The sequence below is a fragment of the Martelella sp. UBA3392 genome, from assembly GCF_002358775.1.
GTDB lineage: Bacteria > Pseudomonadota > Alphaproteobacteria > Rhizobiales > Rhizobiaceae > Martelella > Martelella mediterranea.
Genome location: NZ_DEPM01000194.1, coordinates 316 through 22490 on the forward strand (window position 1 = coordinate 316; position 22175 = coordinate 22490).

A 22175-nucleotide genomic window follows, 5' to 3' on the forward strand; every position below is an offset into this window, starting at 1 on the left:
CGACGTCGTCAAATCCCGCATCCGGGAAGTTGAACAGGAAGCCGAGCACATCAAGTCCTATATCGCCGGGTGAGGGGAACGCCTTTTTTCTCGGGCCTTTCAGCCAATAATCTCTCCCCTTGAGGGAGAGATGCCCCGGCAAGCAGAGACGGGTGAACCATTTTCGACATTTGGGAGCGAGCAGGTCGGTAGGAACGAATAAAATGCACCATCCTAGATGGAGTCAATCTTCGAAGGGGCTAGCTAAAGTTGAAGGCAAAGATGCAATGGCAGTACTCTCTAATTTCAGGTAGGAGGCTGCATTACTTTCAAACATCGGCGTAGCTTTACCATGCCGATATGTTTGAAATTTGCCTTTCACTTTGCGTTTCGTCCTAGAGAAAAACTCGCGATATCGTCGAGGCGTGATGCCAAAAAAAGGTGAAAACATGACGCTGGGAAAGTGCTCGTAAGTACCTCTCGACATTCCCTCTATGTGAACAGAATCGGAATGTAGATCAGCGGTCAAGCTTTTAGGGTAGGGCTCTAAAAATATTACTTCGCTTATGCCACTTGCTACGATTAGTTTCGAACACATATGACAGGGGAAAGTTGTGCAATACAGCTTAGCTCCATGAACATCGATTCCTAATCTAGCTGCGTCGGTTATGGCTGACATTTCAGCGTGCACAATTCTACCGTATTCAAGGGCGTCCATAAATTGCGAATCGTCAATTTCTTCCTTCTTGCTTTCATTTAAAGACTCAAAATTAACGTCAAGAATAGAAAGGATCTCATCCATTATTTCTTTCTTTCTCTGGTCATTACTATCTGAGCCGATTTTATACTCTCTCGCATCAAAAATATCTTCATCCCAATACGTGCCCCCTCCCGCTCTCGGGACTTCGTTCGCTCCTAATGCTGCGATTTCACCCGTTCGGCGAAAAATAGCTGCTCCTACTTGGCGAGATAAATCCAAACTTCTAAGCGCTGCAGAGTGCGCAAGAAACATTCCATATTCGCGGCGAGTGGGCGAGTAGCCATTGTGACCGAACAGTAGCTCGATAAATCGCTTTACCTGGGTGGCGACACTATTCCTGTCATCCGGGCGATCGGCGTTGACTACAAAATCGGCTAGCTGAAATATCTTGCCAACCTGTTGGCCATTATCTTCGTCAATTTCATCTTCATCCCGTGAGACGAGCGACTCTGCTTTTCCCCGGAAAAAATTGGTGTCCCGTCGATGATTGTCGTGGGCCATTTCACGAGCGAGTGTATCTACACGCACATGGCGAGCGGAGTATATTGAAATTTGGAAAAAGGACGCGCCATATATCTCTCGCAAGTTCTTAATTTCTATCTCAGTTTTCAATTGATTTATAATATAGACATTTCGTCTATTTGAGCCTTGAGATCGTTTTTCTATTATTTGAGAGAGCGCATAGGTGGCAAGAAATCCGCTGCCTTTCTTATCGCGTAACTTATTGGCGAAGGCTATGTAGCTATCAATACGCTTATATCTAGTGGTTTCATCCAATTTATCATAATTTAAAGATTTTGCTATTTCTGGAAATAGGGTCGATATCCTAATGTGATGCACGGCATAGTTTTTCGCCTCAAATTCCTGCGTCAGAGCAGCTATCGTCGAATTAATCGATGTACCAACTGGTGAGACGATTCCGATGAAAATTTCTGGAGAATCGGTTTCTGATAGGAGCAATGTATCAGTGGTCATACTCTTATCCATTTGGTAGGATTTGTAAGAGATTCTATTTTCACGTTATAGCTTTTTTTGGAGAAGGCAATGCAACCAAAAGCGCAGGAAAAAAACGCGAGGGGCCTAGATGCTCATAAGCGTCTTGAAGAAAGGATCGCGAATCTCATCGAGAAGAATGAGCACGCCTATAATGAGGCCATCCAAGATTTCAGAGATAGATTTTCGTTAAATAGAAGTAAGCTAGTTGATAGAAATGATTAAAGTATAATGAAAAGCCCGCCTCTAGTATATGGCGGGCTTTTTTTTGTTGGTCTAATTGTTACTCCGCAGCCTCCGCATACGCACTCATCGGCGGGCAGGCGCACACCAAATTCCGGTCCCCATAGACATTGTCCACCCGGTTCACCGGGGGCCAGTATTTGTCGACGCGGAAGGCGCCGGGGGGGAAGCAGGCTTGTTCGCGGGAGTAGGGGTGGGTCCATTCGCCCACCAGATCTTCCACCGTGTGCGGGGCGTTTTTGAGCGGGTTGTCTGCGCGGTCGGCGCGGCCGTCCTCGATCTCGGTGATCTCGGCGCGGATTGCGATCAAGGCGTCGCAGAAACGGTCGAGTTCCGCCCTGGTCTCCGATTCCGTCGGCTCGATCATCAGCGTGCCGGGCACCGGAAAGCTCATCGTCGGGGCATGGAAGCCGCAATCGATCAGGCGCTTGGCGATGTCGTCGACGGAGACGTCGGCGCTATCCTTCAGCGGGCGCGTATCGATGATGCATTCATGCGCCACGCGGCCCTTGTCCGACTTGTAGAGCACGTCGTAGGACCCCTTCAGCCGCGCCGCGATGTAGTTGGCGTTGAGGATCGCCACGCGGGTTGCCTGCGTCAGCCCTTCGCCGCCCATCATCAGGCAGTAGCTCCACGAGATCGGCAGGATCGAGGGTGAGCCGAACGGGGCGGCCGAGACCGCGCCGCCGTCCGCATCCGTTGCCGGATTGCCGGGCAGATGCGGCGCCAGATGCGCCTTGACGCCGATCGGCCCCATGCCGGGACCGCCGCCGCCGTGCGGTATGCAGAAGGTCTTGTGCAGGTTGAGATGGCTGACATCCGAGCCGATATCGCCCGGCCGCGACAGCCCCACCATCGCGTTCATATTGGCCCCGTCGAGATAGACCTGGCCGCCATGGGCGTGGGTGATCTCGCAGACCTCCGTCACCGTCTCCTCGAACACGCCATGGGTCGAGGGGTAGGTGATCATGCAGGCGGCGAGGTTTTCGGCATGCTGCTCGGCCTTGGCGCGGAAATCGTCGATGTCGATATCGCCATTGTCGCGCGATTTCACCGGCACCACCTTCATGCCGGCAAGCTGGGCCGATGCCGGATTGGTGCCGTGGGCCGATGTCGGGATCAGGCAGATGTTGCGGTGGGCCTCGCCATTGGCGCGGTGATAGCGGCGGATCGTCAGAAGCCCGGCATATTCGCCCTGCGCGCCCGAATTCGGCTGCATCGAGAAGGCGTCATAGCCGGTGATCTGGCAGAGCTTTTCCGAAAGATCGGCGATCATCTCGCGATAGCCGGCCGTCTGGCTTTCCGGTGCGAACGGATGAATGTCGGCGAATTCCGGCCAGGTGATCGGCAGCATCTCCGCCGTCGCGTTGAGCTTCATCGTGCACGAACCGAGCGGGATCATCGACCGGTCGAGCGCGAGATCGCGGTCGGCGAGGCGGCGGATATAGCGGGTCATCTCGCTTTCCGCACGGTTCATGTGGAAGATCGGATGCGTCATGTAAGCGCTTGTTCGCAAAAGGCTTTGCGGCAGGCGGTAATCGGCTTCGAACTCGGCAATCGAGAACTTGCCGCCGAAGGCATCCCACACGGCTTCGACATGGGCCGGTCGTGTGCGCTCGTTGACGGAAATGCCGATCTTCGTGTCGCCGACCTTCCTGAGGTTGACGCCGTTTTCGACCGCGTTCTTCATGATCAGGCTCTGGAAGGCGCCGACCTCGACCGTGACCGTGTCGAAGAAGGTTTCCGGCTCGACCGTGAAGCCGAGCGCCTCGAGGCCCTTGGCGAGCAGCACGCCCTTGCGATGGACCTGCTGGGCAATCGCCTTCAGCCCGTCCGGCCCGTGGAACACGCCATACATCGAGGCCATGACGGCGAGCAGCACCTGGGCGGTGCAGATGTTCGACGTCGCCTTTTCGCGGCGGATGTGCTGTTCGCGGGTCTGCAGCGCCAGACGATAGGCGCGGTTGCCGCGGCTATCGACCGACACGCCGACGAGGCGGCCGGGCATGGAGCGCTTGTAGGCATCCTTGACCGCCATATAGGCGGCATGCGGGCCGCCATAGCCGAGCGGCACGCCGAAGCGCTGCGACGAGCCGATGGCGATATCGGCATCCATCTCGCCCGGCGATTTCAGCAGCGTCAGCGCCAGCGGATCGGCGGCGATGGTGGCGATGGCGTTTGCGGCATGCAGATCGGCGATCACGCCGGTGAAATCATGCACATGGCCATAGGTGCCGGGATACTGGAAGATCGCGCCGAACACGGCGTCGGGCGCGAGGTCCTTGAAGGGATCGCCGACGATCACATCCCAACCGACGGGTTCGGCGCGGGTTTTTATCAATGCAATGGTCTGCGGGTGGCAGTTCTCGTCGACGAAGAAGGCGGTGGCCTTGGATTTCGCCACGCGGTTCGCCATCGCCATGGCTTCGGCGGCTGCAGTTGCCTCGTCGAGGAGCGAAGAATTGGCGATGTCGAGGCCGGTGAGGTCGGCCATCATCGTCTGGAAGTTCAGGAGCGCCTCGAGCCGGCCTTGGGAGATTTCCGGCTGATAGGGTGTGTAGGCGGTGTACCAGGCCGGGTTTTCCAGAATGTTGCGCTGGATGACCGGCGGCGTGATGGTGGCGTTATAGCCCTGGCCGATCATCGAGGCGAGCGGCTTGTTCTTGTTGGCGGTCTCGCGCAGCTTGTCGAGCGCCTCGCGCTCGGTCATGGCGGGGCCCCAGGCAAGCGGCGCCTTCTGGCGGATGCCGGCCGGCACGGTGGCGTCGATCAGCGCGTCGAGACTGTCATAGCCGATCACCTTCAGCATTTCGGCCATCTCGGCGGGCGAGGGGCCGATATGGCGGCGGTTGGCGAAGTCGTAGGGCTGGTAGTCGGTAAACTGGAATTCCGCAGGGGTCGTCATCAGGCGATGAACTCCTTGTAGGCGGCCTCGTCCATCAGCGCGTCGGCATCGGCCGTGTTGGCGAGCTTCAGCTTGAAGAACCAGCCATCGCCCATCGGCGCGGAGTTGACGAGTTCGGGATTGTCGACGATCGTCTGGTTCACCTCGGTGATCTCGCCATCGAGCGGGCAGAACACATCGGACGCGGCCTTCACCGATTCGACGGTCGCGGCATCGTCATTCTTCGCGAAGGTCGCGCCCACCTCGGGCAGTTCGACGAAAACGAGGTCGCCGAGCTGTTCGGCGGCATGGGCGGTAATGCCCACGGTGGCGACATCGCCGTCGATCTTCAGCCATTCATGTTCTTCGGTAAATTTGATGGTCATTTCTGCTGTTCCCGCTGATTAGCGCTTGTAGGTGGGTGTGACGAAAGGCATGTCGGCGATGGCGAGGGGCAGGTATTTGCCCCGCACCTCGGCAAAAATCTGTGTTCCGGTTTCGGCATATTCGGTCGCGACATAGCCCATGGCGACCGGGCTTTCGGCGGACGGGCCGAAACCGCCGGAGGTGACGTGGCCGATCTCGGTTTGGCCGGCCTCGTCGGCAAAGAGCCTTGCCGGCGGACGCACGGGGGCGCGGCCTTCGGATTTCAGGCCGACGCGCTTGCGGGAAACGCCTTCCGAAAGCTGGGCAAAGATGCGGTCTGATCCTGGAAAACCGCCCTCGCGGGCGCCACCCGGCCGCCGTGCCTTCTGCATGCCCCAGACGAGGGCGGCCTCGACCGGCGTCGTGGTCTCGTCGATGTCGTTACCGTAAAGGCAGAGCCCGGCTTCAAGCCGCAGCGAATCGCGCGCGCCAAGGCCGATCGCCTCGCAATCCTCATGGGCGAGCAGCGCGCGGGCCAGTTCATCGGCCTTTTCGGCGGGCACCGAGATCTCGAACCCGTCCTCGCCGCTATAGCCGGAACGGGAGATCACGCAAGTTACGCCCAGCATGTCGCAGGCGCGCACATCCATGAATTTCATCTCGGTCACGGCCTCGCAGAGGGTTGCCAGCACGGCTTCCGCCTTCGGCCCCTGCAGCGCCAGCAGCGCCTTTTCCGCGAAGAAATCCTCGACATTGCAGAGGTCGGCAAGATGGGCCTTCATATGGGCGAGATCGGCATGCTTGCAGGCGGCGTTGACGATGACCAGAAGATGGTCGCCGCGGTTTGCGACCATCAGATCGTCCAGAATGCCGCCGTCCTCATTGGTGAAGAAGGCGTAGCGCTGGCGGCCGGGCTTCAGCGCGGCGATATCGACCGGCACGAGCCGTTCCAGCGCAAGTGCGGCATCGGCGAGATTGCCGGAGATCGGCTTCAGCCAGACCTGACCCATATGCGAAACATCGAAAAGGCCTGCTTTTTGCCGGGTATGAAGATGTTCTTTGAGAACGCCCATCGGATATTGCACCGGCATGTCGTAGCCGGCGAACGGCACCATGCGGGCGCCAAGCTCCAGATGAAGCGCGTGAAGCGGGGTTTGTTTCAGCGGTTCTTGCGAGACCAAGAGATTGCCTCCGGATTGCGTCTTTCATGAAAAACGCCGGCTCAAGGGTTGGCGTTCCGAAGAACGCCGAAGCGAATGAGCCCCCTCTGTCCCGTGCGCCTGAGATTATTATCCCTTCGGCCAGCCTCGGCTTTCACCTTGGCCTTGTCTCCAGAGTTCAGAACCTCGCGCTGGTCCTTTTGCCTGAGAGTTTCCGGGGCGGTTGCTCCTTCGGCACCACAGTGACGTGGCTTCTCCCAACGCGATACGACACGGATTATCCGGTATGCGGCGCAATTTGCAAGGGGCAAGCGTGTTGCGGGCGCGAAATCCACCGGCAGACGCGAAATTGCGCACCGGCGATCCGTTGCACTTGCCATTTTCTTCCCGGCGCATTAGCTGAAACATCATGCCAGAGTTCAAGACAACCCGCCACGTCAGCCATTCCGCCGATCGCATGTTTGATCTGGTTGCATACGTTGAACGCTATCCCGAATTCCTGCCGCTGTGCGAGGCGCTGACCGTGCGCTCATCGCGCGAGAAGGACGGCAAGACGCTGCTGATCGCCGACATGACCGTCGGCTACAAGGGCATCCGCGAGAGCTTCACCACGCAGGTGCTTCTCAATCAGGCCGAGCGCAAGATCGATGTCAGCTATGTCGACGGGCCGTTCCGCTTTCTCGACAATCGCTGGCGGTTCGAGCCGGAAGGCGAGGGCGCCTGCGCCATCCAGTTCTACATCAATTACGAATTCAAGAACCGGATTCTGGGCGCGATGATGGGCTCGATGTTCGAGCGCGCGTTCCGCAAGTTCTCCGAGGCCTTCGAGGCGCGGGCGGACGAAATCTACGCCTGAATCAGACCTTCCAGCATGCCGAGCGCCGTCTGCACGGTGGCAAGACGGATGCCGTGGCGTCCGATATCGCCATAGCGGCTTTCGATATGGTGCAGGTGTCCCCGGCGATCGCGTGCCGCAAGATGGACGAGCCCGACCGGCTTTTCGGCGCTGCCGCCGGAGGGGCCGGCAATGCCGGTGACCGCGACGGCCAGATCGGCGCCCGAACGCAGCAGCGCGCCCGCCGACATCTGCAGCGCGGTCTCGCGCGAAACCGCGCCATGTGCCTCAAGCGTGCGCGCACTGACGCCGAGCATCTCCATCTTCGCTTCGTTGGAATAGGTGATGTAGCCGCGATCGACCACGGCCGAGGAGCCGGCGATATCCGTGAGTGCTGCGACCACCAGCCCGCCGGTGCAGGATTCAGCGGTGGCGATGGTGAGGCCGGCGGCCTTGCAATGTTCGATCAGCGTGCGGGCGCGTTCGGCGATATCGGCATCGATCATGTCATATTCCCATAGTTCACGCTGGCCGTGGCAATCGCCGCGATGCCCTCGCGGCGGCCAACAAAGCCGATGGTCTCGTTGGTCGTGGCCTTGACCGAGCAGCGGGCGAGATCGATGCCGAGACAGGCTGCGATGCTTTCGCGCATGGCGAGGCGATGCGGTCCGACCTTCGGCGCTTCGGCGATCAGGGTAACGTCGGCGTTGAGGATCACGCCGCCATGTTTGCGCACAATCTTGGCCGCATGGGCGAGGAAGATATGCGAGGCGGCGCCCTTCCATTGCGGGTCGGATGGCGGGAAGTGGTCGCCGATATCGCCTTCGCCGCAGGTCGCGAGCAGGGCGTCTGTCAGCGCGTGGAAGGCAACGTCTGCATCGGAATGACCGGAAAGCGCCATGTCATGCGGGATCTTGATGCCGCAGAGCGTGACGCCGTCGCCGGGCACCAGTTGATGGACGTCGTAGCCATTGCCGGTGCGGATATCGGCGATCGGGGTCCGCGACAGCTTCTCGTCGGCCATGGCGATATCTCTCTTGTAGGTCAGTTTCACATTGTCGGCGAGACCGTCGACCAGCCGCACCGAAAGACCGGCCCATTCTGCTATGCCGGCGTCATCGGTGAAATCGGTGCGACCCTCGGCGGCCGCCTTGCGGTGGGCGTCATAAATAACCGGAAAGCTGAAGGCCTGCGGGGTCTGGGCGGCATAGAGGCCCGCGCGCGATACGGTGACGCCGACATTGCCGTTACTATCCGCCTTCTTCAGCGTATCGGCCACGGCCACAGCCGGAAGGGCCGCGGCGTGGCCGGCTTTGAGCGCATCGGACACCCGCTCAAGCAGAGCAGCATCGAAGAACGGCCGCACCGCGTCATGGATCAGCACGTGGCTGGGCGCGTTCGCCGCGAGCGCCGCAAGGCCGTTGAGGACCGATTGCTGACGCGTCGCGCCGCCGTGGACGAAACGGATGCCGACCTGGCTCGTCAGGTGAGAAAGCGCATCGGCAAACAGGGCCTCGTCATCCGGATGAATGACAACCACGATGCCGGCCGTCGCGCGTCCCCATGCGGCAAATTCGCGCAAGGTGTGGGCAATCACCGGCATGCCGCCGATCAGCCGATATTGTTTCGGCCCTTCCTCGGGCGCGCCGGCGCGTTCGCCGCGCCCGGCGGCAACCACGACCACCCCTGGATTGTAGCTTTCACCCGCTGCCATGTTCGGCTAGAACCTGCGTGTTGATTCCTGTTGGCCGGAACTTACCCGGATTGACCCAATTTTCCAGCATTTGCCTAAATTTTATAAGGCGCCAGCGAAAGTGCTTGGCAAGGAATGGCGTCTTGTCTAAAAATAGGGCAAAGTGATGTGCTGCATGAAAGATAGCCATTTGCCTCACCGCAAACCATCAGATTCTTTTTGGATCGGCCCGATCGAGATTCGCAACCGCGTGATTCTCGCGCCGATGTCGGGCGTCACCGATCTGCCGTTTCGCGCGCTTGCCTGGCGGCACGGCGCGGGGCTCGTGGTGACGGAGATGATCGCAAGCCGCGAACTGACGTTCAACACCGCCGAAAGCTGGGTTCGGCTGCGCGGGGCTGGGCTGAAGCCGCATATGGTGCAGCTTGCCGGGCGCGATCCGCATTACATGGCGGAGGCGGCGCGGATCGCCGAAGCGAACGGCGCCGATATCATCGATATCAACATGGGTTGCCCGGCCAAGAAAGTGGTCGGCGGCTATACCGGTTCGGCGCTGATGCGCGAGCCCGAGCGGGCGCTCGAAATCATCGAGGCGACCGTCGGCGCGGTAAAGGTGCCGGTCACCGTCAAGATGCGGCTCGGCTGGGATCATGACAGCATCAATGCGCCCTATCTGGCGCGGCGCGCGCAAGAGGCGGGCGTTCAGGCGATCACCGTGCATGGCCGCACCCGCATGCAGTTCTACAAGGGCGAAGCCGACTGGCAGGCGATCGAGCGCGTAGCCGAGGTCGTCTCCGTGCCCTTCATCGCCAATGGCGATATCGAGAGCCGGGAAGATGCCGCCTATCTGCTGTCGCGACCCGGCATCACGGCCGTGATGGTCGGCCGCTCGTGTCAGGGTCGTCCCTGGCATGCCGGTTATCTGGCGGGACGGGGCGAACCCGCTTTTGACGAAAAGGCGCGGATCGCGATCGAGCATTATCAGGCCATGATCGGCTTCTACGGTCCTGAAGTCGGCGTCCGTCATGCACGCAAGCATCTCGGCTGGTACCTTGAGCGGCTTGCGCCCGGCGTCGGCGCGGAGGCGCGGTCTTCGATCATGACCTCCGACGATCCCGCGTTCGTGTCAGCGCAGCTTGCCGCCATCTTCGAATACGCATCGCCCGAAAGGAAAGCGGCATGAATTCCGTTATCGGCAATGGCAGCCAGCGCCTCGGCGCGGAGGCCGTCGCTCTGCAGGTTTTGAACGCCATTCAAAACCCCGTCGTGCTGATCGAGCAGGACGGCCGCCTTTCCTATACCAACTGGGAGGCGGAGGTGTTCTTCGGGGCGAGTGCATCACACCTGTCGCGCAAGACGCTGTCCGATTTCATTCCCTTCGACAGCCCGCTTCTGGCGCTGATCGCCCAGGTGCGCGAACGCCGGGCCCCGGTCAACGAATACCGCGTCGACCTGTCCTCGCCGCGCCTCGGGCAGGACAAGCTGGTGGATATCTATGTCGCGCCGGTGGGCGAGGAGGGGGCCGTGGTTCTCGTCTTCCAGGTTCGCTCCATGGCCGACAAGATCGACCGGCAACTGGTGCATCGCGCCGCCGCCCGCTCGGTGACCGGTCTTGCCTCGATGCTTGCTCATGAGATCAAGAACCCGCTTTCCGGCATTCGCGGCGCGGCCCAGCTTCTGGAAACCAACGCCAGCGACGACGACCGGGCGCTGACGCGGCTGATCTGCGATGAATCGGACCGGATCGTTTCGCTGGTCGACCGGATGGAAGTGTTTTCCGACGAGCGGCCGATCGACCGCGTTCCGCTCAACATTCACTCCGTTCTCGACCATGTGAAGGCGGTGGCCAAGGCCGGCTTTGCCCGCAACATCAAGATCACCGAGGAATACGACCCGTCGCTGCCGCAGGTCTTCGCCAATCGCGACCAGATGGTTCAGGTGTTTCTCAATCTGATCAAAAATGCATCGGAAGCCGTGGGCGACAAGCCGGATGGCGAGATCATCCTGACCTCGGCCTACCGCCCCGGCATCCGCATGTCGGTCGCCGGCACGAGGGAGAAGATTTCGCTGCCGCTGGAATTCTGCGTGCAGGACAATGGTCCCGGCGTGCCGTCCGATCTGATGCCGCATCTGTTCGATCCGTTCATCACCACCAAGCCCAACGGCACTGGCCTCGGCCTTGCGCTGGTCGCCAAGATCATCGGCGGTCACGGCGGCATCATCGAATGCGAGAACATGAACGGCCGCACCACCTTCCGCATTCTCATGCCGGTCTCGAAAGACGTATTGCCGCTGCCGCCGGAGATGGCCAGCCCGAATATGGATACATGACATGACAGCTACGATCCTTGTTGCCGATGACGACGCGGCGATCCGCACCGTGCTGAACCAGGCGCTGAGCCGGGCCGGTTATGACGTCCGCATCACCTCGAATGCCGCCACGCTGTGGCGCTGGGTCTCCGCCGGCGAGGGCGATCTGGTGCTGACCGACGTGGTGATGCCGGATGAAAACGCCTTTGACCTTTTGCCGCGGATCAAGAAATCGCGTCCCGAACTGCCTGTTATCGTGATGAGCGCGCAGAACACGTTCATGACGGCGGTGCGCGCCTCGGAAAAAGGCGCCTACGACTATCTGCCGAAGCCGTTCGACCTGACGGAACTGATCGCGATCGTCGGCCGCGCGCTGTCGGAGCCGAAGCGCAAGCCGGCGCCGCTCGGCGATGACATGCAGGACGGCATGCCGCTGGTCGGTCGTTCCGCCGCGATGCAGGAGATCTACCGCGTCCTCGCCCGCCTGATGCAGACCGATTTGACGCTGATGATCACCGGCGAATCCGGCACCGGCAAGGAGTTGGTGGCCCGCGCGCTGCACGACTATGGCAAGCGCCGCAATGGACCTTTCGTGGCCATCAACATGGCGGCGATCCCGCGTGACCTGATCGAATCGGAGCTGTTCGGCCACGAGAAGGGCGCCTTCACAGGGGCACAGACCCGGTCTTCCGGCCGGTTCGAACAGGCCGAGGGCGGCACGCTGTTTCTGGACGAGATCGGCGATATGCCGATGGATGCGCAGACTAGGCTTCTGCGCGTGCTCCAGCAGGGCGAATACACCACCGTTGGCGGTCGCACACCGATCCGCACCGATGTCCGGATCGTGGCCGCCACCAACAAGGACCTGAAACAGTCGATCAATCAGGGCCTGTTCCGCGAAGACCTCTATTATCGCCTCAACGTCGTGCCGCTGCGTCTGCCGCCGCTGCGCGAACGGGCGGAGGATATCGGCGATCTGGTGCGCCATTTCGTCAATGAGGGCGAGGTCGAGGGCTTGGGCGGCAAGCGCTTCGAGCAGCAGGCGCTCGACGCGATGAAATCCTATGGCTGGCCGGGCAATGTCCGCGAACTTGAGAATCTCGTTCGCCGCCTGATGGCGCTCTATCCGCAGGAGGTCATCACCCGCGAGATCGTGGAGCAGGAATTGCAGGCCGACCAGCCCGAAGCGCCCGCCGAGGGCGCTGCGGTGCGGAACGGCATGCCGACCATTGCCCAGGCGGTGGAGGAGAACATGCGCAGCTATTTCGCCGGGTTCGGCGATGGGCTGCCGCCCTCCGGCCTCTACGAGCGGGTGCTCAACGAGGTCGAGTATCCGCTGATCCTGGCGGCGCTGACGGCGACCCGAGGCAACCAGATCCGCGCCGCCGACCTGCTCGGCCTCAACCGCAACACGCTGCGCAAGAAGATCCGCGAACTGGGCGTTTCGGTCTATCGCAGCTCCCGCAGTTCCTGACGCTTCCAGACGCCGTTGCAGCTTTCCGTTGCAATTGTGCCACAATCTGTTGCATATCCTCCTCATAAGGGGAAAGCGCGAGTCGTTCTAAAGGCTGCGTTCACCCGCTCCATGGGCGGCGCATGATGATGCGCCTGACCTGACAAGAAGGGCGATGATGACTGCAGAGGGCAGCATGGCGGAGACGCACTCCGTCCATCAGGAGGGGACCCACGATGGCGCGCCATACGGGCGCGGCGGCGCGCGGGCTATTCTCAGGTCGCCCGGCATGTTCGTTGTCAGCGGCGCGCTGATCACCGCCTTCCTGTCGCTTTTCATCCTGCTGGGCCTGACGCCGATCAAACCCACCGGCAAGGTGGTGATCGCGCTGGTCGCGACCAACTCCCTGTTCGTCCTGGCCATGGTGTTCCTGATCGGGCGGGAAGTCAGTCATCTGCTGAAGGCCCGCAGACGTGGAAGGGCGGCGGCGCAGCTTCACATCCGCATCGTGGCGCTGTTTTCGATCGTGGCGATCACGCCCGCTATTCTGGTGGCGATCTTCGCGACATTGACTCTGAACGCCGGGCTTGACCGCTGGTTTGCGCTCAGGACCCAGTCCATCGTTCAGTCCTCGCTCAATGTGGCGCAGGCCTATATGATGGAGAACGCCAGCTATCTGCAGGGCCAGACGCTCTCCATGGGCAACGATCTGGAGCGCAACCGGTCGCTCTATCTGCTCGACCGCCGGGGCTTTTCCGACCTGATGGCGCGGCAGGCGCGCGGGCGCGGCCTGCTCGGCGCCTCGCTGGTGCGCGCGGATGGTAGCGTCATCGTCGAGGCCGATCTCGGTGACGACAAGCCGCTGCCCGATATCCCGAAGGACGCGCTGGAGAAGGCCGCCGCAGGTACGCCGACGCTGATTCCGCCGGGCGACACCAATCTGGTCGGCGCGATCATCGCACTCGAGGCAATCCCCGACAGCCTGCTCTACACCGTCCGTGCCGTCGACCCGACCGTGATGGGCGCGATGCGGATGATCGAGGACAACGTCTCCGAATACAGTTCGATGGAGGAGGGCCGGGTCTCCATCCAGGTCGCCTTCGCCGTGCTCTATCTCGGCTTCGCGCTGATCGTTCTGCTCGCCGCGATCTGGACCGGCATCGCGGTTGCCGACCGCATCGTGCTGCCGATCCGCATGCTGATCGGGGCCGCGGACCAGGTCGCCTCCGGCGACATGAAAGTCGCCGTGCCGGTGCGCTCCATCGACGGCGATGTCGGCAGGCTTTCCAGCACGTTCAACAAGATGGTCGCCGAAATCCGCGAGCAGCAGCGCGAGATCCTGGTCGCCAAGGACGAGGTCGATGACCGCCGCCGGTTTATCGAGGCCGTGCTTTCCGGCGTGACAGCGGCGGTGATCGGCGTCGATGAAAACCGCATGGTCACGATCGTGAACGTTTCCGCCGGCGAGCTTCTGGCGGCAAGGGACGACGAATTGCTCGGCCGCAAGCTGGAGGAAATTTCGCCCGAGATCGATCTGGTGATGACCGCCGCGATGCGCCGCAGCCGGCAGAATTTCCGCCAGCAGATCAATCTCGTGCGGCTCGGCAAGGAACGCACGCTTTCGGTTCAGGTGACGCGCGAGGATTCGCGCGACGGCTCCAATGCCTATGTCATCACGCTCGACGATATCACCGATCTGATCATCGCCCAGCGCTCCACCGCCTGGGCCGATGTGGCGCGGCGCATCGCCCACGAAATCAAGAACCCGCTGACGCCGATCCAGCTTTCGGCGGAACGGATCAAGCGCCGCTTCGGCCGCAAGATCGAGGACGAGGAGGACCGCAAGGTCTTTGACCAATGTACTGATACAATCGTCCGGCAGGTCGGCGATATCGGCCGGATGGTGGACGAGTTCTCCTCCTTCGCCCGGATGCCGAAGCCGTCCAAGACCCGGGGCGACCTGCGCACGATCCTTTCCGACGCGATTTTCCTGCTGGAGATGGGGCGCACCGACGTGACCTTCATGCGCGATTTTGGCGATGAGCCGCTGACGGGGCTGTTTGACGATCGCATGCTTGGCCAGGCCTTCGGAAACCTGATCAAGAATGCCGTTGAAGCCATTGAAGCTGTTCCGACAAATGAGTTCGACGGCGAGCGCAAGATACTGGTTCGGGCCGCGCATGACGAAACCCGCGATCGCTACGTCATCGACTTCATCGACAACGGCAAGGGATTGCCGCTCGAAAATCGCCACATGATCCTTGAGCCATACATCACCATGCGCGAAAAGGGCACGGGGCTTGGTCTCGCGATCGTTCGCAAGATCATCGAGGAGCATGGCGGCAAGCTCGAACTGCATGATGCGCCCCACGATTTCGCCGGCGGGCGAGGGGCGATGATCCGCGTTGAACTGCCGCATATCCACGACGGCGAGCGCCAGGAAACGGACAGGGAGAAACAAGATGGCCTCTGATATTCTTGTCGTCGACGACGAAGCTGATATCCGCGATATCGTCTCGGGCATCCTGTCCGACGAGGGACACGAAACCAGGGTTGCCCATGACAGCGATAGCGCGCTGGCGGCGATTGCAGACCGGGTTCCACGTCTGATCTTCCTCGATATCTGGATGCAGGGGAGCCGTCTCGACGGGCTGGCGCTGCTGGAGGAAATCAAGTCGCGCTACGCCGACCTGCCGGTGGTCATGATCTCCGGCCACGGCAATATCGAGACGGCGGTCTCCTCCATCAAGCGCGGCGCTTTCGATTTCATCGAAAAGCCATTCAAGGCCGACCGGCTGGTGCTGATCGCCGAACGCGCGCTGGAGAATTCGCGGCTGAAGAACGAGGTGCAGGAACTCAAGCGCAAGAGCGGCGATCCGGAAGAACTCGTCGGCTCCTCTCTGCTGGTCTCGCAACTGCGCCAGATGGTGGACAAGGTCGGCCCGACCAACTCCCGCGTGATGATCTTCGGCCCCTCCGGTTCCGGCAAGGAGGTCGTGGCGCGGCTGATGCACAAGAAGAGCCTGCGCGCCGAAGGCCCGTTCGTGGCGCTGAACGCCGCGGCAATCACGCCTGAAAACATGGAGACCGAGCTTTTCGGCGTCGAAGCGGGCGGCGGACGGACGCGCAAGACCGGCGCGCTGGAGCGCGCCCATCGCGGCACGCTCTACCTGGACGAGATCGGCGAAATGCCGCTGGAAACCCAGAAAAAGATCCTGCGCGTGCTGGTCGATCAGCAGTTCGAGCGGGTCGGCGGCAGCCGGCGGGTGTCGGTCGATGTCCGGATTCTGTCTTCGACCGCGCTCGACCTTCAGGCCCGCATCGACGAGGGTCAGTTCCGGCAGGACCTGTTTCACAGGCTGGCGGTGGTGCCGGTGCGCATTCCCTCGCTCTCCGAACGGCGCGAGGATATTCCCTTCCTGGTCGATTTCGTCATGCGTCAGCTCTGTGAGCAGGCCGGCATCCGCCAGCGCTCGATCGGCGATGACGCAATGGCGATCCTGCAGGCCCATGACTGGCCGGGCAATATCAGGCAGTTGCGCAACAATCTGGAGCGGTTGCTGATCCTGTCGCGCGAGGAGGACGCGTCCGCGCCGATCTCCGCCGATCTGCTGCCGGCCGACCTTTCCGACGTGTTGCCGCAGATCCAGACTTCGGGCGATGCGCATATCATGACGCTGCCGCTGAGAGAGGCGCGCGAGCGCTTCGAACGCGACTATCTGATGGCGCAGATCAACCGGTTCGGCGGGAACATTTCGCGCACCGCCGAATTTGTCGGGATGGAGCGATCCGCGCTGCACCGCAAGCTTAAGTCGCTTGGCATTTAGGCCAAAACCGGGCAGATTGCGGCCAACTGAACTTACCAAACCCCAGAGGGGTTCTTATGAAAATCATCATCTGCGGCGCTGGTCAGGTCGGTTTCGGCATCGCCGAACGGCTTTCCCAGGAATATAACGACGTCTCCGTTATCGACACGTCTGCGTCGCTCATCACCGCCATCACCGAGCTTCTGGACGTGCGCGGCTATGTCGGCCACGGCGCCCATCCAGACATGCTGGCCAAGGCCGGCGCCGATCAGGCGGACATGATCATCGCAGTGACGCTGCATGACGAGATCAACATGGTCGCCTGCCAGGTCGCGCATTCGCTGTTCAACGTGCCGACCAAGATTGCCCGCATCCGCTCGCAAAGCTATCTGCATTCGCATTATTCGGACCTGTTCTCGCGCGATCACATGCCGATCGACGTCACGATCTCGCCGGAAGTCGAAGTCGGCAAGATGGTGCTGAGACGGATCTCCTTCCCCGGCGCCACCGATATCGTGCGCTTCGCCGACGAGAAGATCGCGATGCTTGCCGTCGAGTGCAATGACGACTGCCCGGTGCTGAACACGCCGCTCGTCCAGCTCAGCCAGTTGTTTCCGGACCTGAACGCGACCGTGACCGGAATCTATCGCCATGAAGAGGTGATCATTCCGCATTCGACCGACCAGATTCTCGCCGGCGACCTCGTCTATGTGGTGTGCGAGCACGAGCATATCCGGCGCACCCTGGCGCTGTTCGGTCATGAGGAGCAGGAGGCGCGGCGGATCGTGATTGCCGGCGGCGGCAATATCGGCTTCTTCGTCGCCAAGTCGATCGAGGACCTGCAGCCCAAGACCCGCATCAAAATGATCGAGCAGGATCGCGACAAGGCGGTGGCGGTGTCGGACGCGCTGCACCACGGCATCGTCATCCATGGCTCGGCGCTCGACCAGAACATCATGGTGCAGGCCGATGTGCCCGACGCCCATCTGATGGTCGCGCTGACCAATAACGACCAAACCAATATCCTGGCCTCGGTGATCGCCAAGCAGCTCGGCTGCAAGTCCAATCTGGCGCTCCTGAACAACCCGTCGTTCCACGATGTCACCAAATCGCTCGGCATCGATGCCTATATCAATCCGCGCGCGGTCACGATCTCGCGCGTGCTTCAGCATGTGCGCAAGGGGCGCATCCGCTCGGTCTACGCGGTGCAGAAGGGTGCTGCGGAGGTGATCGAGGCGGAGGCGCTGGCGACATCGCCGCTGGTCGGCACGCCGTTCCGCGACCTCGACCTGCCCGACGGCATCCGCATCGGCGCGATCTACCGGGGCGAGGAGGTCATCCGCCCGCATGGCGATCTCAAGATCAAGGCGCATGACCGGGTGATCCTGTTTGCCGCCGCTTCCGCGGTGCGTCACGTCGAGCAGCTTTTCCGGGTTTCGATCCAGTATTTTTGAGCGGGACGGCCCGCTCTCAAGGCCTCAGAAAAAGCGGCCTCGCCGGCTCATGTTTTTCGCCGTTGCGGAAGCGCCGGTGATTTGCTACCAAAAGTTCATGATCTGTTGCCTGGACGTTTCGATGGCAACGAAGAGGTGGAACCGGCTCCGGCCGGCAAGAGAAAGAAAGTAGCGGCGCAATGGCGGAACGTTCTCAGAATTTGCAGGATCTTTTTCTCAACACGGTTCGCAAGCAGAAAATTTCCCTCACGATCTTCCTGATCAACGGGGTCAAGCTGACGGGCGTGGTCACGTCGTTCGACAATTTCTGTGTCCTGCTGCGTCGTGACGGTCATTCCCAGCTTGTCTACAAGCACGCCATTTCGACGATCATGCCCGGCCAGCCGGTGCAGATGTTCGAAGGCGATGACAACGCTTCCTGATAGGTGAGCTTCCATTTCCGATAATACCCAATTTCCCGAGAGCGAATACGAGAACCGGGATTCCTCCCGCGTCCTCGTAATCGTGCCGGTGATCAAGCAGTCGCGGGCCGAGGCCGAACGCACCGCGCTTTCCGCGCGCGCGCCCGAAAGCCGTCTGCAGGAGGCCGAGGGCCTTGCCCGCGCGATCGGGCTTGAGGTCGCGGCCTCGGAGATCGTGACGATCAACGATCCGCGACCGGCGACCCTGCTCGGAACCGGCAAGATCGAAGAGCTTGACGCTGTTCTGGACGAGAACAATATCGGCCTCGTGGTTGTGGACCATCCGCTGTCGCCGGTTCAGCAGCGCAATCTCGAAAAGGCCTGGGTTGCCAAGGTGATCGACCGCACCGGGCTGATTCTCGAAATCTTCGGCGAGCGCGCCTCCACCAAGGAAGGCCGGCTTCAGGTCGAGCTTGCGCATCTGAACTACCAGCGCGGCCGGCTGGTCAGAAGCTGGACCCACCTTGAGCGCCAGCGCGGCGGCGGCGGATTCATGGGCGGCCCCGGCGAAACCCAGATCGAGGCCGACCGCCGGATGCTACGCGAGCGCATTACCAAGCTCGAACGCGAGCTGGAACAGGTGGTTCGCACCCGAAAGCTTCACCGCTCCAAGCGCAAGAAGGTGCCGCATCCGATCGTGGCGCTGGTGGGCTACACCAATGCCGGCAAGTCGACGCTGTTCAACCGGATCACCGGGGCAGGGGTGCTGGCCGAGGACATGCTGTTTGCGACCCTCGACCCGACTTTGCGCCGGATGAAGCTGCCGCATGGCCGGACCGTGATCCTCTCCGACACAGTCGGTTTCATCTCGGACCTGCCGACTCATCTGGTCGCCGCCTTCCGCGCGACGCTGGAGGAGGTGCTGGAGGCGGATCTGATCCTTCATGTCCGCGACATGGCCGACCCTGCCCGCGATGCGCAATCGGCCGATGTGCTGCGCATCCTGGGCGAACTCGGCATTGACGAGGCCGAGCAGAATGCCCGCATTCTGGAGGTCTGGAACAAGGTGGATCTTTTGGGCCCGGAAGAGCATGACGCCATGATGGCGCGGGCGTCCTCCACCGAGAACGTCATGGCCGTCTCCGCCATTTCCGGCGAGGGCGTCGACGCGCTTGTCGACCGGATTGCCGACCGGCTTGCCGGCGTGCTGACGGAAACGACCATCACGCTTTCGCCCGATCAATTGCACCTGCTACCCTGGCTTTACGAACACGCGCTCGTCGACGAGCGCCGCGATCTCGAGGATGGCTCCGTCAGCCTCGACTTGCGGCTCGCCGGCGGCGAGGCCCAGCGGCTGGAGAGCATGCTGGCGGAGTGATTCCGGGACGGATCAGGCGTTCGCGTCGGAACGGGCTGCGAAGACCTCCTTTGCCGCGAATAGACCGTTGAGCGCGGCGGGAAAGCCGGCATAGACCGACATCTGCATGATGGTTTCGACGATCTCCTCCTGGCTCACCCCGACATTGAGCCCGGCTTCGATATGGACCTTGAGCTGAGGGACTGCGTTTCCGAGCGCGGTGAGGGCGGCGACCGTGGCAATCTCGCGTTCGCGCAAGCCGAGCCCGGGGCGCGCATAGATATCGCCGAAGGGAAATTCAAAGACATAACGGGCGAAGTCGGGGGCGATATCATCGAGCGCGTCGATGACATTCTGTCCCGCCTGCCCGTCGATGGCCGCCAGCATGCGCTTGCCGCGGTCCAGGCGGGTTTCGCCGATTGTCTGGTTCTGCTCATTCATCACGTCATCAATCCTTGTTGCGATCATTTCCGGCATAGCCGGCGATTTTGTCGTCGAGGACATCAAGACAGGACTGGAGTTCGTAAACGTGCTCGCGCACCGCATCACGATGCTGTTCGAGCAGGCACTGTCGCTGCTTTTCCGTAGCCGGACCCTGCCGTCTGAGTTCGGCATAGCGCAGCATTTGCCGGATCGGCATGCCGGTGGTCTTCAGGCGACCGAGAAATTCGATCCAGACCAGCGCCGATGCATCGTAGTCGCGATGGCCTGAGCGATCGCGGTCGGCATCGGGCAAAAGGCCGATCTTCTCGTAATAGCGGAGGGTATGCGCCGTCAGGCCGGAGCGTTTTGCGAGTTCACCAATCTTCATCGAAGTCCTGCTTTCGTCACGACGCTGGCAAAGCTACGGCTTCGAGCGCGCTCTAAGTCAACGGCCAAAAGATGAGGACGGCGAAAAAAGTTCCGGCTACTCGGCAAGCTGCCGCTCGATCGCCTTGGCGTCCTGCCAGAGCGCTTCCATGCGTTCCAGCGTGGCGGCGTCGAGGGTTTCGCCCGACGCATTGAGCGATTCCTCGATATGGTTGAAGCGGCGGCGGAATTTGGTGTTGGTGCCGCGCAGCGCCTGTTCAGGGTCTGTTTTGGTGTGGCGGGCGAGGTTGACGGCGGCGAAGATCAGGTCGCCGAGTTCGTCGGAAATGCGGGATTTGTCATCGGACTGAAGCGCTTCGCGCAATTCGCCGATTTCCTCCTCGAACTTGGCGAGGATAGGCTCCGGCTCGGACCAGTCGAAGCCCACGCGGGCGGCATGTTCCTGCAATTTGAGCGCTTCCGTCAGGGCGGGGAAGGAACGCTGGACACCGCCGAGATGGCCGGCCTTAAAGTCTTCGGTAATCCCGCTTTTCGCCCGCCGCTCGGCGCGCTCGGCCTTTTCCTGCCGCTTGATCTCGTCCCACTGGATCTTGACCGCCTCCGGCGTATCCGCCGCATTGACGGCGAAGACATGCGGGTGGCGGCGGATCATCTTGGCGGTGATCGCGTGGACGACATCACCAAAGGAAAACAGCCCCTTTTCCTCTGCCATGCGGGCGTGGAACACGACCTGAAGCAGCAGATCGCCGAGTTCATCGCAGAGGTCGTCGAAATCCTTGCGCTCGATCGCGTCGGCCACCTCATAGGCTTCCTCGATCGTATAGGGCTTGATGCTGTCGAAATCCTGTTTCAGGTCCCACGGGCACCCGGTTTCCGGCGTGCGAAGGGCGGCCATGATGTCCAGAAGACGCGTGATGTCGCGGGAGGCTTCCACGGTTTGAGACTCCGTATTGCTTTCGGGGCGGGCGTTAGCCGAGCGGTATTTTGGTTTCGCCCTTGTGGGCCTGATAGGTGTCGGAGGCAAGGGCGTAGGTTTTGCGAATACCGTCTATCCGATCCATGAAGCCGGTGCGCGCGGGTTCCGGGCATGCCTCCGCCATGTCGATGATCGAGCGCGCGGTGAAGAAGGCGTTCTTGCGGCGGTAGCCGCCCGGCTCCAGGCCGTAAAGTTCCTTCATGATTTTCAGGTCATGGGGAATGGCGAAGCTGTCGCGCGAATCCTCATGGCTGAAGAAATAGAAGTAATTGTCGAACCCGGCCCAGGTAATCGCCGACATGCACATGGTGCAGGGCTCATGGGTCGAGAGGAAGAGAAGATCACGCGTGGCGGGCGGCTCGGGCAGTTCGTAGAACTGTTTCAGCGTGTGGACCTCGCCGTGCCAGAGCGGATTGCTGGTCTCGTCATTGGTGCCGGCGATCACCAGGGAGAGATCGTCCTTACGCAGGATGGCCGCGCCGAAAACCTTGTTGCCGCCGCTGACGCCCTTGAGCGTCTTGGGCAGGATATCGTCTTCGATCACGGCGAGAAGGCGGTCGGTGAGGGTCTTGTCGTCCACGTCGATTCCCCGTTCAGAAGGTTGCACAGCCTGACTTAAAGGGACATTGGCGGGCGAGCGCAAGCCTCGGCCTGGCCCTGCGGGGAAATTTGCCCTGCATCGCGCGGAATTGAGG

General features: G+C 61.2%; 20 protein-coding genes and 1 riboswitch. Of the genes, 9 read left to right on the forward strand and 11 right to left on the reverse strand.

Annotated features, from left to right (window positions below; translation table 11 throughout):
• Positions 1–223: 223 nt before the first annotated feature.
• From B4E36_RS14945 to gcvT, 4 genes are all read right to left on the reverse strand, one after another.
• Positions 224–1714: an anti-phage dCTP deaminase gene (locus B4E36_RS14945; RefSeq protein ID WP_292059706.1), complete on the reverse strand. Its 1491-nt coding sequence runs from the start codon at positions 1712–1714 to the stop codon at positions 224–226.
• A gap of 301 nt (positions 1715–2015) precedes the next feature.
• Complete coding sequence (gene gcvP, locus B4E36_RS14950) at positions 2016–4880, reverse strand: aminomethyl-transferring glycine dehydrogenase (protein WP_292059707.1); 2865 nt, start codon at positions 4878–4880, stop codon at positions 2016–2018.
• A complete protein-coding gene (gene gcvH, locus B4E36_RS14955; RefSeq protein ID WP_292059709.1) occupies positions 4880–5245 on the reverse strand; it encodes a glycine cleavage system protein GcvH in 366 nt (121 codons plus the stop codon). Before gcvH ends, gcvP begins: the two co-directional genes overlap by 1 nt.
• An 18-nt stretch (positions 5246–5263) precedes the next feature.
• Complete coding sequence (gene gcvT / locus B4E36_RS14960; protein WP_292059712.1) at positions 5264–6406, reverse strand: glycine cleavage system aminomethyltransferase GcvT; 1143 nt, start codon at positions 6404–6406, stop codon at positions 5264–5266.
• 161 nt (positions 6407–6567) lie between these two features.
• Positions 6568–6655, reverse strand: a riboswitch (glycine riboswitch).
• Positions 6656–6794: 139 nt separating this feature from the next.
• Here gcvT and B4E36_RS14965 point away from each other — a divergent pair.
• Positions 6795–7241 carry a type II toxin-antitoxin system RatA family toxin gene (locus B4E36_RS14965; RefSeq protein ID WP_292059714.1) on the forward strand — a complete coding sequence of 149 codons (447 nt, stop codon included), beginning with the start codon at positions 6795–6797 and terminating at the stop codon, positions 7239–7241.
• Here B4E36_RS14965 and B4E36_RS14970 read toward each other — a convergent pair.
• Genes B4E36_RS14970 through B4E36_RS14980 form a run of 3 tightly spaced genes read right to left on the reverse strand, consistent with a single transcriptional unit; the run spans position 7232 to position 9103 of the window.
• Positions 7232–7726 carry a CinA family protein gene (locus B4E36_RS14970; protein WP_292059715.1) on the reverse strand — a complete coding sequence of 165 codons (495 nt, stop codon included), beginning with the start codon at positions 7724–7726 and terminating at the stop codon, positions 7232–7234. The genes B4E36_RS14965 and B4E36_RS14970 overlap by 10 nt on opposite strands.
• A complete protein-coding gene (locus B4E36_RS14975; protein ID WP_292059716.1) occupies positions 7723–8934 on the reverse strand; it encodes a bifunctional 2-C-methyl-D-erythritol 4-phosphate cytidylyltransferase/2-C-methyl-D-erythritol 2,4-cyclodiphosphate synthase in 1212 nt (403 codons plus the stop codon). Before B4E36_RS14975 ends, B4E36_RS14970 begins: the two co-directional genes overlap by 4 nt.
• Positions 8921–9103 (reverse strand): hypothetical protein, encoded by a 183-nt coding sequence (locus B4E36_RS14980; RefSeq protein ID WP_018063264.1) that lies wholly within the window; start codon positions 9101–9103, stop codon positions 8921–8923. The genes B4E36_RS14975 and B4E36_RS14980 overlap by 14 nt, the downstream gene beginning before the upstream one ends.
• Between B4E36_RS14980 and dusB the strand changes: the two genes are divergently transcribed.
• The 8 genes from dusB (at position 9080) to hflX (ending at position 19715) form a co-directional block, all read left to right on the forward strand.
• Positions 9080–10096 (forward strand): tRNA dihydrouridine synthase DusB, encoded by a 1017-nt coding sequence (gene dusB, locus B4E36_RS14985; protein ID WP_292059717.1) that lies wholly within the window; start codon positions 9080–9082, stop codon positions 10094–10096. The genes B4E36_RS14980 and dusB overlap by 24 nt on opposite strands.
• A complete protein-coding gene (locus B4E36_RS14990) occupies positions 10093–11244 on the forward strand; it encodes a two-component system sensor histidine kinase NtrB (protein ID WP_292059718.1) in 1152 nt (383 codons plus the stop codon). Before dusB ends, B4E36_RS14990 begins: the two co-directional genes overlap by 4 nt.
• A gap of 1 nt (position 11245) precedes the next feature.
• On the forward strand, positions 11246–12697 hold the full coding sequence (ntrC, locus tag B4E36_RS14995) for a nitrogen regulation protein NR(I) (protein ID WP_018063267.1): 1452 nt from the start codon (positions 11246–11248) through the stop codon (positions 12695–12697).
• 175 nt (positions 12698–12872) lie between these two features.
• A complete protein-coding gene (locus B4E36_RS15000) occupies positions 12873–15149 on the forward strand; it encodes a sensor histidine kinase NtrY-like (protein WP_235726784.1) in 2277 nt (758 codons plus the stop codon).
• A complete protein-coding gene (locus B4E36_RS15005; protein ID WP_018063269.1) occupies positions 15139–16503 on the forward strand; it encodes a sigma-54-dependent transcriptional regulator in 1365 nt (454 codons plus the stop codon). The genes B4E36_RS15000 and B4E36_RS15005 overlap by 11 nt, the downstream gene beginning before the upstream one ends.
• A 56-nt stretch (positions 16504–16559) precedes the next feature.
• The gene (gene trkA, locus B4E36_RS15010) at positions 16560–17936 is read left to right on the forward strand and encodes a Trk system potassium transporter TrkA (protein ID WP_018063270.1); all 1377 of its coding nucleotides are present in this window, start codon (positions 16560–16562) and stop codon (positions 17934–17936) included.
• 179 nt (positions 17937–18115) lie between these two features.
• Positions 18116–18358, forward strand: coding sequence for an RNA chaperone Hfq (gene hfq / locus B4E36_RS15015; protein ID WP_018063272.1), 243 nt, complete (start codon positions 18116–18118; stop codon positions 18356–18358).
• Between the two features lie 13 nt (positions 18359–18371).
• The gene (gene hflX, locus B4E36_RS15020; protein WP_155122124.1) at positions 18372–19715 is read left to right on the forward strand and encodes a GTPase HflX; all 1344 of its coding nucleotides are present in this window, start codon (positions 18372–18374) and stop codon (positions 19713–19715) included.
• Between the two features lie 12 nt (positions 19716–19727).
• Here hflX and B4E36_RS15025 read toward each other — a convergent pair whose 3' ends face one another.
• The 4 genes from B4E36_RS15025 to B4E36_RS15040 all read right to left on the reverse strand — a co-directional run bounded on the left by B4E36_RS15025 (position 19728) and on the right by B4E36_RS15040 (position 22060).
• On the reverse strand, positions 19728–20135 hold the full coding sequence (locus tag B4E36_RS15025) for a carboxymuconolactone decarboxylase family protein (RefSeq protein WP_230721948.1): 408 nt from the start codon (positions 20133–20135) through the stop codon (positions 19728–19730).
• Positions 20136–20142: 7 nt separating this feature from the next.
• Positions 20143–20505, reverse strand: coding sequence for a MerR family transcriptional regulator (locus B4E36_RS15030; RefSeq protein WP_292059725.1), 363 nt, complete (start codon positions 20503–20505; stop codon positions 20143–20145).
• Positions 20506–20601: 96 nt separating this feature from the next.
• Positions 20602–21438 carry a nucleoside triphosphate pyrophosphohydrolase gene (gene mazG, locus B4E36_RS15035; protein ID WP_345900529.1) on the reverse strand — a complete coding sequence of 279 codons (837 nt, stop codon included), beginning with the start codon at positions 21436–21438 and terminating at the stop codon, positions 20602–20604.
• 34 nt (positions 21439–21472) lie between these two features.
• Entirely contained in the window at positions 21473–22060 is a 588-nt protein-coding gene (locus tag B4E36_RS15040) for a nucleoside deaminase (protein WP_292059728.1), read from the reverse strand.
• Positions 22061–22175 lie beyond the last annotated feature (115 nt).